The organism is Exiguobacterium sp. B2(2022), from assembly GCF_028823655.1.
Taxonomy (GTDB): domain Bacteria; phylum Bacillota; class Bacilli; order Exiguobacteriales; family Exiguobacteriaceae; genus Exiguobacterium; species Exiguobacterium aestuarii_A.
In genome coordinates, this window is sequence record NZ_JAPEHX010000083.1 from 1 (window position 1) to 9686 (window position 9686).

At 46.8% G+C, this 9686-nt stretch carries 9 protein-coding genes; all 9 read right to left on the minus strand.

The window, feature by feature from the left end; all coding sequences use genetic code 11:
* Positions 1-1289: glutamate--tRNA ligase (gene gltX / locus ON063_RS13580; RefSeq protein ID WP_274665486.1), on the minus strand; the 1289-nt coding region annotated here is incomplete at its 3' end.
* 45 nt (positions 1290-1334) lie between these two features.
* Positions 1335-1808, minus strand: coding sequence for a 2-C-methyl-D-erythritol 2,4-cyclodiphosphate synthase (gene ispF / locus ON063_RS13585; protein WP_074032390.1), 474 nt, complete (start codon positions 1806-1808; stop codon positions 1335-1337).
* Positions 1805-2485, minus strand: coding sequence for a 2-C-methyl-D-erythritol 4-phosphate cytidylyltransferase (gene ispD, locus ON063_RS13590; RefSeq protein ID WP_274665487.1), 681 nt, complete (start codon positions 2483-2485; stop codon positions 1805-1807). The genes ispF and ispD overlap by 4 nt, the downstream gene beginning before the upstream one ends.
* Before the next feature lie 56 nt (positions 2486-2541).
* Positions 2542-3606 carry a PIN/TRAM domain-containing protein gene (locus ON063_RS13595; protein ID WP_074032388.1) on the minus strand — a complete coding sequence of 355 codons (1065 nt, stop codon included), beginning with the start codon at positions 3604-3606 and terminating at the stop codon, positions 2542-2544.
* Between the two features lie 113 nt (positions 3607-3719).
* Positions 3720-5096 (minus strand): DNA repair protein RadA, encoded by a 1377-nt coding sequence (gene radA / locus ON063_RS13600; protein WP_074032385.1) that lies wholly within the window; start codon positions 5094-5096, stop codon positions 3720-3722.
* 57 nt (positions 5097-5153) lie between these two features.
* Complete coding sequence (locus tag ON063_RS13605; RefSeq protein WP_224863699.1) at positions 5154-7589, minus strand: ATP-dependent Clp protease ATP-binding subunit; 2436 nt, start codon at positions 7587-7589, stop codon at positions 5154-5156.
* Positions 7590-7613: 24 nt separating this feature from the next.
* A complete protein-coding gene (locus ON063_RS13610; RefSeq protein WP_214697110.1) occupies positions 7614-8657 on the minus strand; it encodes a protein arginine kinase in 1044 nt (347 codons plus the stop codon).
* Positions 8657-9091, minus strand: coding sequence for a UvrB/UvrC motif-containing protein (locus ON063_RS13615; RefSeq protein WP_214697108.1), 435 nt, complete (start codon positions 9089-9091; stop codon positions 8657-8659). Before ON063_RS13615 ends, ON063_RS13610 begins: the two co-directional genes overlap by 1 nt.
* A gap of 5 nt (positions 9092-9096) precedes the next feature.
* The gene (locus ON063_RS13620; protein ID WP_214697106.1) at positions 9097-9573 is read right to left on the minus strand and encodes a CtsR family transcriptional regulator; all 477 of its coding nucleotides are present in this window, start codon (positions 9571-9573) and stop codon (positions 9097-9099) included.
* Positions 9574-9686 lie beyond the last annotated feature (113 nt).

Consider the following 9686-nt stretch of genomic DNA (forward strand, 5'->3'; position numbering starts at 1 on the left):
TTAATCGCTTCTGGTGTGAAGTCTTCGATTCCTTCGAGCTGTTGTTTGAACTCTGCAAGGACAGCGGGAACCGTTTCCCCTGAAAGGACAGCGTTCGCTTCCTCGTCATACTCGATCTCATCTTTGAAGAACAAGTCCGTCAACGAGACAATCTCCGCCCCGTGCGTCATTTGTTCTTTATACAATGCAATCAAGTTTGTTGCCCAATCTGCCTCCTCGACAGATACCGCCTCGGGTAATCGTCCTGCTTCTTGTAAGAATGGTAAACTGAGTGCCACTACTTCGTCAAGCGTGGCCTTCTTCATGTATACACTATTGATCCAAGAAAGTTTTTGTTGGTCAAATACAGCCGGACTCTTCGACAAGCGGTTCGCATCAAACATTTCAATAAACTCTTCTTTCGAGAAGATTTCTTCTTCTCCGACTGGTGACCAGCCAAGAAGAGAAATGAAGTTGAAGAGCGCTGCTGGCAAGTAACCGAGATCCGCATATTGTTCAATGAACTGGATGATCGATTCATCACGTTTTGACAATTTCTTATGTTGATCGTTATAGATGAGCGTCATGTGACCGAACTCAGGATATTCCCATCCGAGTGCGTCATATACCATCATCTGTTTTGGTGTGTTTGCGATGTGATCGTCTCCACGCAAAACGTGGCTAATCTTCATCAAGTGGTCGTCGACAACAACCGCGAAGTTGTAAGTCGGAATGCCATCTTGTTTCACGATGACCCAATCACCAAAGTCTTTCGACTCGAATGAGACATCGCCTTTGACGACATCCGTCCATTTATACGTCACGCCTTCAGGCACGCGAATTCGAATTGACGGCTTGCGGCCCTCTGCTTCAAACGCTTCACGTTCTTCGACAGTCAGGTTGCGGTGCGCACCAGAATAACGCGGTGCTTCGCCGCGCGCGATTTGTGCTTCACGTTCTGCTTCGAGCTCCTCTGATGTCATATAGCATTTATAAGCAAGACCTTTGCTCATCAATTCGTTGACGTATTTCTCATAAAGTGAAAGACGTTCCATTTGATAATATGGACCGTAGTCTCCATCACGACCTGGACCTTCATCCCAATCGATTCCGAGCCACTCCAAATACTTCATTTGACTCTCGACACCATTTAATACATTTCGCTTTTGGTCAGTATCTTCAATTCGAAGAATCAATTTCCCGCCTGCATGACGAGCAAATAAGTAATTAAACAACGCAGTCCGCGCATTTCCGATGTGGAGATGCCCCGTCGGACTAGGCGCATAGCGTACACGCACTTCACTCATAATAGTTCCACCTTTCTTCTCTTCTGCCCAAATAGTATACCATTTCTGTCAAGCCCGGTTGAGTAAGATGACCGCTTGCGCCGCGATTCCTTCTTCACGTCCTGTGAAGCCGAGTTTCTCTGTCGTCGTCGCCTTCACGTTCACCTGTTCGATGTCCGCTTCGAGTAGGTCGGCAATGACCGCTCGCATCTCATCAATATAAGGACGTAGTTTTGGACGTTGTGCCATGACAGTCGCGTCCACATTTCCGAGGACATATCCTTCATCCTTCACAAGTTGCCATACGTGGCGAAGCAATTCTTTCGAATCCGCATCTTTAAATTCAGGATCCGTATCAGGGAAATGCTTCCCGATGTCACCTGCCGCAATCGCTCCAAGCGCTGCATCGGCAATCGTATGGAGTAACACATCGGCGTCGGAATGACCGAGTAGACCACGTTCATGTGGAATCTCAATCCCTCCTAAAATTAATGGACGTCCTTCCGCAAATGCGTGTACATCAAATCCTTGACCAATTCTCATTGTAAGTCCTCCCTCGCTAAAATCGCATCACCAAACAATAAATCCTCCGGCGTCGTCATCTTAATATTATGATAGTCTCCAAGAACGACTTGTACCGTTTCACCAAGCCATTCGAATAAACTCGCATCGTCCGTTCCCATCATCTGTTGTTCGACCGCTCGTTCATGTGCCGCTAAAATCGCCTTGGCCTGGAAAGCTTGCGGCGTTTGCGCCAACCATAGATTTTCCCGAGGAACCGTTCGTTCGATTTGATGACGTTCGACTTGTTTAACTGTGTCTTTGACCGGTACTGCTAAAATGGCGCCACCTTGTAACGCCGCTTCTGCCACTTGATGCAGCTGTTCACGTTTTACAAACGGACGGGCACCGTCATGAATCATCACAATCGTATCGGGGGCAACCACCTTAAGCCCCGCATGGACACTCTGTTGTCGTTCTTCCCCACCTGTTACATATGTAATCGGTGTTTCGACTTGTGCCGTGATTGCTTCAAACCAGTCACGTTCCTCTGGACGAATCGCCAAAACAATTCGTTCACACCAAGGATCGGTATCGAACGCTTGTAACGTCCACGCGATAATCGGTTTGTCACGGAGCGACAACATGAGTTTGTTCGCATCCGCTCCCATTCGTTTCCCTCTTCCCGCAGCCGGGATCACAACTGTATAAGATACTATGTCAAACACCTCTCTTCGTGAAAAAAGAGAGCGCTCACGCGTCTCTTTTTTGTTCGTTATTCAGGACGAGCAAAAATCATTCGGCCTGCAGATGTCTGCAGCACGCTCGTCACGACGACAGGAAGCGTCTTCGAGATCAACTTACGTCCACCTTCCACGACGACCATCGTCCCGTCTTCGAGATAGGCAACACCTTGATTTTGTTCTTTCCCTTCTTTAATGACAGTGACGACCATTTCTTCGCCAGGGATGACGATTTGTTTGACGGCATTCGCTAAGTCATTGATGTTCAAGACTGGAACATTTCGCACTTCACAAACTTTGTTTAAGTTGTAGTCGTTCGTGACGACAATCCCATTTTTCAACTCTGCCAACTTGATTAATTTGATATCGACTTCTGGTACGTCTTCAAAGTCCCCATCATAAATTTCAACTTGGATTCGCTTGTTTTCTTGCAGTTCTTTTAAAATATCAAGTCCACGACGACCACGGTTTCGTTTCAACGTATCCGATGAATCCGCGATATATTGAAGTTCTCCGATGACGAACTGCGGAACGATCAATGTACCTTCCACAAACCCAGTCGTGGCGATATCTGCGATACGACCGTCAATAATGACGCTCGTATCTAAGATTTTATCATTCGAACGTTGCACCGGTTCAGCCGCAGGTTTCTCCCGCTCACTCTTTACAAATAGTTTGATCCATTCGTTACGCTTCCGATACCCGACCGCGAAACCGAAGTAACCAAACAGTGCCGTGACAAAGATTGGAACGATTTTACTCAGTAAGAAAATGTTCGTTACTTCAAGCGAGACACTGATCAAAAAGGCAATCAAGAGCCCGATAATGAGGCCGATCGAACCGAATAAAATATCCCCTACCGGTAAACGGACGAGCCGTTCTTCGACAAAACGAATAAATGCAACAACACCATCGGTTAAGAATAAACTAAGAATGAAGAAGATAAGTCCACCAATCAAACTTGCTACGTATGGAATCGTTAACCACTCCGGCACATTCATGCCGAGGTCCCCCAATAATAATGTTGCCTCGATAATTCCGAACCAACCTACGACGAGACCAATCAAAATAAATCCGATTCGTACAGCAATCTTCACTCATTCCACCTCCTTCTCTATGAAATAAAATTTCAAAAATAACACTTTCATTGTAACATGGTTTTTTCAATCACGTTCGTTACAAAGCGTTAAAAACTGCCATTGGCGATCCGTTAAAACGGAATCGCCAACTGCAGTGCTTCGTCTACCGTTCCGACGCCGACCACTTCAATCCCTGCCGGAGCAGTCCATCCCCCCATGTTGTTTTTCGGAATGATGGCACGTGTGAATCCTAATTTTGCGGCTTCGGCGACACGTTGTTCAATACGTGATACGCGTCGCACTTCTCCAGTCAATCCGACTTCACCGATGCAGACATCCGTCGGACGAGTCGGGCGGTCGCGGAAACTCGAGGCAATCGAGACACAAATCGCGAGGTCAATCGCAGGCTCATCTAGTTTGACGCCACCCGCTGCTTTCAAGTAGGCGTCTTGCGTCTGAAGCAATAAGCCAGAGCGTTTCTCAAGGACGGCCATCAGAAGCGCGACCCGGTTTTGATCGATTCCCGTCGCCATACGTCTCGGGTTACCGAATGATGTTGGCGAGATGAGTGCTTGTAGTTCGACGAGCACTGTCCTTGTCCCTTCCATCGAAGCGACGACCGTCGAACCGGAAACACCGGCGGTTCGTTCTTCTAAAAAGATTTCGGACGGGTTGAGGACTTCTTCTAGGCCACTCTCTTTCATCTCGAAGATCCCGATTTCGTTCGTTGAACCGAAACGGTTTTTCACTGCGCGTAAAATACGGAACGTATGATGACGCTCCCCTTCAAAGTAAAGTACCGCATCGACCATGTGCTCGAGTAAACGTGGACCCGCAATCGATCCTTGTTTCGTTACGTGACCGACGATGAACACAGCAATCCCTCGTGTTTTTGCAATCTTCATGAGCGCTGCCGTACATTCTCGTACTTGTGACACACTTCCTGGCGCCGATTGAATCTCATCCATATATACCGTCTGAATCGAATCGATGATGACAAACCCGGGTTGTTCTTCATCAATGACACGTTCAATCATCAACATGTCTGTCTCAGCGAGCACAAACAAGTCTTCGGTCGGTAAGCCGAGACGTTCCGCTCGCAGTTTCGTCTGCTTGAGTGATTCTTCACCTGAGATATAGAGCACTTTTTTACCACTATGGGCTAGGTGTGCACTGACCTGTAACAGAATCGTCGACTTCCCGATTCCTGGGTCCCCTCCGACTAAGACAAGTGAGCCCGGCACGATCCCACCACCGAGCACACGGTCAAATTCACGACTATTCGTGTGCACGCGTGTCTCTTCTTGTGAGACGACGTTTGCGAGCCGTTCTGGCTTCAATTGTCGAGATGAACTATGCACAAACGCTGCGCCACGTTTGGCTTTCTTCTCTTCGACAAACTCCTCAACGAGCGTATTCCATTCATTACAACCTGGACAACGTCCCATCCATTTGGCTGATTCATATCCACACGATTGGCAGACGTATTTCGTTTTAATTTTGGCCATAAGCTTCCTTCCTGTCTAAAAAAAGCTCCCTCATAAACAACGAGGGAGCTGAATGATTTACTGAACCACACCTTCGTTACGAACGACAAACTCTCCATCTTGTACGTCGAGCGCAACTTTACTGCCTCTAGCGATTGTGCCGCCGAGCATTGCTTCTGAGAGGCGATCTTCCACTTCTCGTTGAAGGGCACGACGGAGAGGGCGAGCCCCGTATTCCGGATCGTAGCCGACTTCGGCAATCTTGTCGAGCGCCGCATCCGTCAAGCTGAAATCAACTCCTTGTTCGGCAAGACGTTTCTTGAGTGTCTCTGCCATAAGCTTGATGATTTCTTGAATGTGCTCTTTTTGAAGTGAATGGAAGACCGTGATTTCGTCAATCCGGTTCAAGAACTCAGGGCGGAACGCTTTTTTCAATTCCTCGAGTACTTTATCCTTCATTTCCGTATACTCACGTTTCACATCATCTTCGACTGTGAATCCAACATATTTATTACGTTGAAGCGCTGCGGCCCCGACGTTTGACGTCATGATGATGACGGTGTTTCGGAAGTCGACCGTGCGACCTTTCGAATCCGTCAAGCGCCCGTCGTCAAGCACTTGAAGTAGGATGTTGAACACTTCAGGGTGCGCTTTTTCAATTTCATCGAGAAGGATGACCGAGTATGGTTTCCGGCGTACCTTTTCTGTCAACTGACCGCCTTCTTCGTAACCGACATAACCAGGAGGCGAACCAACGAGACGGCTCGTCGCATGTTTTTCCATGTACTCTGACATGTCGATTCGAATAATCGCATCCTCATCCCCAAACATCGCTTCGGCAACTGCGCGAGCGAGTTCGGTTTTACCGACTCCGGTAGGTCCGAGGAAGATGAATGAACCGATTGGACGTTTTGGATCTTTCAAGCCAGCCCGAGCCCGACGAATGGCGCGGGAAATCGATTTCACCGCATCGTCTTGACCGATGACACGGTTGTGAAGAATGGATTCGAGTTTGAGGAGACGGTCTGTCTCTTCCTCGGCAATCTTCGTGACCGGCACACCTGTCCAGTTTGCGACAACTTGAGCGATATCTTCTTTCGTCACTTCAAGTTTTTCGTTTCCTTGTTTGTTCTGCCATTCTGCTTTCAACTCTTCTAACTCATCGCGTAACTTTTGTTCTGTATCACGGAGAGAAGCCGCTTTTTCAAACTCTTGGCTTTGAACAGCAGAGTCTTTTTCTTTACGAATCGATTCAAGGCGTGACTCCAACTCTTTCAAGTTCGGTGGTGCCGTGAACGAGCGAAGTCGTACTTTTGATGCCGCCTCATCAACGAGGTCAATCGCTTTGTCCGGTAAGAAACGATCCGAGATGTAACGGTCAGACAGAACGACCGCCTCGTGAATCGCTGTGTCTGTAATCGTTACGCGGTGATGCGCTTCATAACGATCGCGCAACCCGAGTAGGATTTGTTCAGCTTCTTCTGTTGTCGGTTCATTTACTTGAATTGGTTGGAAGCGTCGTTCAAGCGCTGCATCTTTTTCGATGTACTTCCGGTATTCATCAAGTGTTGTCGCCCCGATACATTGAAGTTCACCACGAGCCAATGACGGCTTGAGAATGTTCGACGCATCAATCGCACCTTCTGCACCACCCGCACCAATCAATGTGTGCAACTCGTCGATGAAGAGAATGACGTTTCCTGCCTGACGAATTTCGTCCATTACTTTTTTCAATCGATCTTCGAACTCACCACGATATTTTGTACCTGCTACGAGTGTACCCATGTCGAGTACCATCACTCGTTTATTGCGAAGTGTTTCAGGTACTTCGTTGTTAATGATTTGTTGAGCGAGACCTTCGACTACTGCCGTTTTCCCGACACCTGGCTCTCCGATAAGAACCGGGTTGTTTTTCGTACGACGAGATAAGACTTCAATGACACGTTGAATCTCACCTGCGCGGCCGATGACCGGGTCTAAACGCGATTCACGTGCTTGTTGCGTCAAGTCGCGTGCCAACCCATCAAGTGTTGGGGTTGCAGCGCTCGCGCCTGGTTGTGAAGCATTTGAAGAAGACTCCGTGTTACCGAGAAGCTGTAATACTTGTTGACGTGCTTTCGTCAAACTGATTCCAAGGTTATTGAGGACACGTGCCGCGACACCTTCGCCTTCACGAATCAATCCAAGAAGGATGTGCTCCGTTCCAACATATGAATGTCCTAGTTTACGTGCCTCGTCCATCGAGAGTTCAATGACCTTTTTCGCACGCGGTGTGTAGTGAATCGTCGATCCATTCTCGGAACCGCGTCCAATCAATGATTCTACTTCTTGTTGAATTTTTTCAGAAGTCAATCCGAGAGCGAAGAGCGCTTTTGCCGCAATCCCTTCTCCTTCACGAACCAATCCTAATAAAATATGTTCTGTACCAATATTATGATGGCCAAGACGTACTGCTTCCTCTTGTGCTAAAGCTAATACGCGCTGTGCTCGTTCTGTAAATCGTCCAAACATCATTGACAAAACCTCCTTGTAGTTGGATCAAACTAAGCCTTGATCTAACGTTCGACGAACGAGGGTCGCTCGTTCTCGATCCCGTTCTTGCGTAGATAATGTTTTCCCGAAATGTTTTTGTAGAAAACCTGATTGTAACCGAACAATGAGTTCATGGAACTTTGGTGGACTCCAATCAGACAAAATTCCTAGGTCACTCGCTAAATGTAAATCAGATAATCGTTCGATGGCTTCAGTAGAAGATAGTAATTTTGCATATCGCAAAATACCATATGATCGATAAAATTGATCTTCTAACTCTTCCTGTCGATTCGCAACGAGTTCTTCGCGCGCATGACGCTCTGCTTGAATCACTTGTTCTGTCACTTCCATAAAGTCAGCCAGTAACTGTGACTCGTGACTCCCTAATGTCCGTTGATTCGACAGTTGGAACAAGCGACCCGCTGCATCACTACCTTCACCATAACGACCTCGAATCGTATAGCCCAATTTTCGAAGTTCTCGTAAGATTGGACTGATTCGTCCCGTTAAGGTGAGTCCCGGCAAGTGTAACATGACCGAGGCACGAAGTCCTGTTCCGATATTACTCGGACATGTCGTCAAATAGCCTAACTGTTCATCAAACGCATACGATAGGGATTCTGCACATAATGCATCAACTTGTTTCGCTAATTCAAACGCCTCTTTCACTTGATATCCCGGAAGTAGCGTTTGAATGCGTAAATGGTCTTCCTCATTAATCAATACACTGATGGTTTCATCTTCACTTAAGAAGACCGCACTCTCTTCATTGGTTGCAACGGCTGGGCTAATCAGGTGTTTCTCCATCAACGCCTGTCGTGTCACTTCATCATAATCACGCATATGAAGATATTCGAATCCTTTCAACCCACGTAAACGCCCTTCTAGACGATCGCAAAGCTGACGTTCTCCTTCTTTAGAAAGTACGGGAGAGAATACCGTGTCTTTGACATTACGCGCCAGTCGAATTCTTGTAGAAACGACCAAATCATCGAGCTTGGCACGTTCTTTCATTTTTGGACCAAGTGGATGTGTTAGGAAAGTTTCCATCAGACATCTCCCTGCCCTTCTAATTGCTTCATTTCTTTTTGAATGCGTGCTGCCCGTTCATAATCTTCTTGTTCGACAGCGCGGTTCAACTCCCCTGCCAACTTTTCGAGCCGTTCTTCAATCCGTTCATGTGGCGTGCGTAGCTGGTCAGGGATTGAACCGATATGATGATCATGTCCTTGTTGATATTGACGAGTAATCTTAATCAATTCATCCCGAAATACGGTATAACATGTAGCGCATCCCGCTTTTCGTACACGCAATAGGTCTTGGCGTGTCATCTGGCAAGTCGGGCATCGCTTCACGACCGGTACATATCCTGTCATCAGTTCTACCGTACATTGTCGACATAATCGTTTTTTTACGGGTACATCTTGTTCCATCACAACGACTTCATTGACAGCAGGTCGTTGTTTACAACGTTCGCATAACATACGACTTATCCCCCATTACGATAACGAAGTACTTTCATCAGTGCCAGCAATTGTTGACGTCGAATAAAAGAGCGATCATCAACTTGTAAGTTTAATGCTTCATCTGATAAGAGATGGTAAATCAATTGCGCTTCTTGTTCGTGCATCATTTGTTCTTCCACTAATCGCACGAGCACATTTTCAACGAGTTGTTCATTCAGACGTGGATGCTCATGAATGACATCCATCAAACTAGAGAGCACATCCTGTTTTTCATGTAAGATGACGCGTCGGATCCGAATATATCCACCGCCACCTCGTTTACTTTCTACTAAATATCCTTTTTCGACGGTAAAACGTGTGTTGATGACATAATTGATTTGGGATGGGACACATTCGAATCGTTGCGCGATATCTTGGCGTTTAATCTCGATTGCATTTGCCTGACTTTCCTTCAATACTTGCTTCAAATACTGTTCGATAACATCCGAAATATTTCTCATCTCCACCACCCTCTGACCATCTTTGACTTTTGACTATATTTTATCATTGATTTAAAAAAAGGCAAACGAAAAGCGATGCTCTCTATGAGAGCACCGCCAATCAATAAAAAAAA

Coding starts and splice junctions, on each gene's coding strand:
- ispF (WP_074032390.1), bottom strand. CDS start 1,808: ATGAGAATTGGTCAAGGATTTGATGTACACGCATTTGCGGAAGGACGT.
- ON063_RS13605 (WP_224863699.1), bottom strand. CDS start 7,589: ATGATGTTTGGACGATTTACAGAACGAGCACAGCGCGTATTAGCTTTA.
- ON063_RS13620 (WP_214697106.1), bottom strand. CDS start 9,573: ATGAGAAATATTTCGGATGTTATCGAACAGTATTTGAAGCAAGTATTG.
- radA (WP_074032385.1), bottom strand. CDS start 5,096: ATGGCCAAAATTAAAACGAAATACGTCTGCCAATCGTGTGGATATGAA.
- ON063_RS13615 (WP_214697108.1), bottom strand. CDS start 9,091: ATGTTATGCGAACGTTGTAAACAACGACCTGCTGTCAATGAAGTCGTT.
- ON063_RS13610 (WP_214697110.1), bottom strand. CDS start 8,657: ATGGAAACTTTCCTAACACATCCACTTGGTCCAAAAATGAAAGAACGT.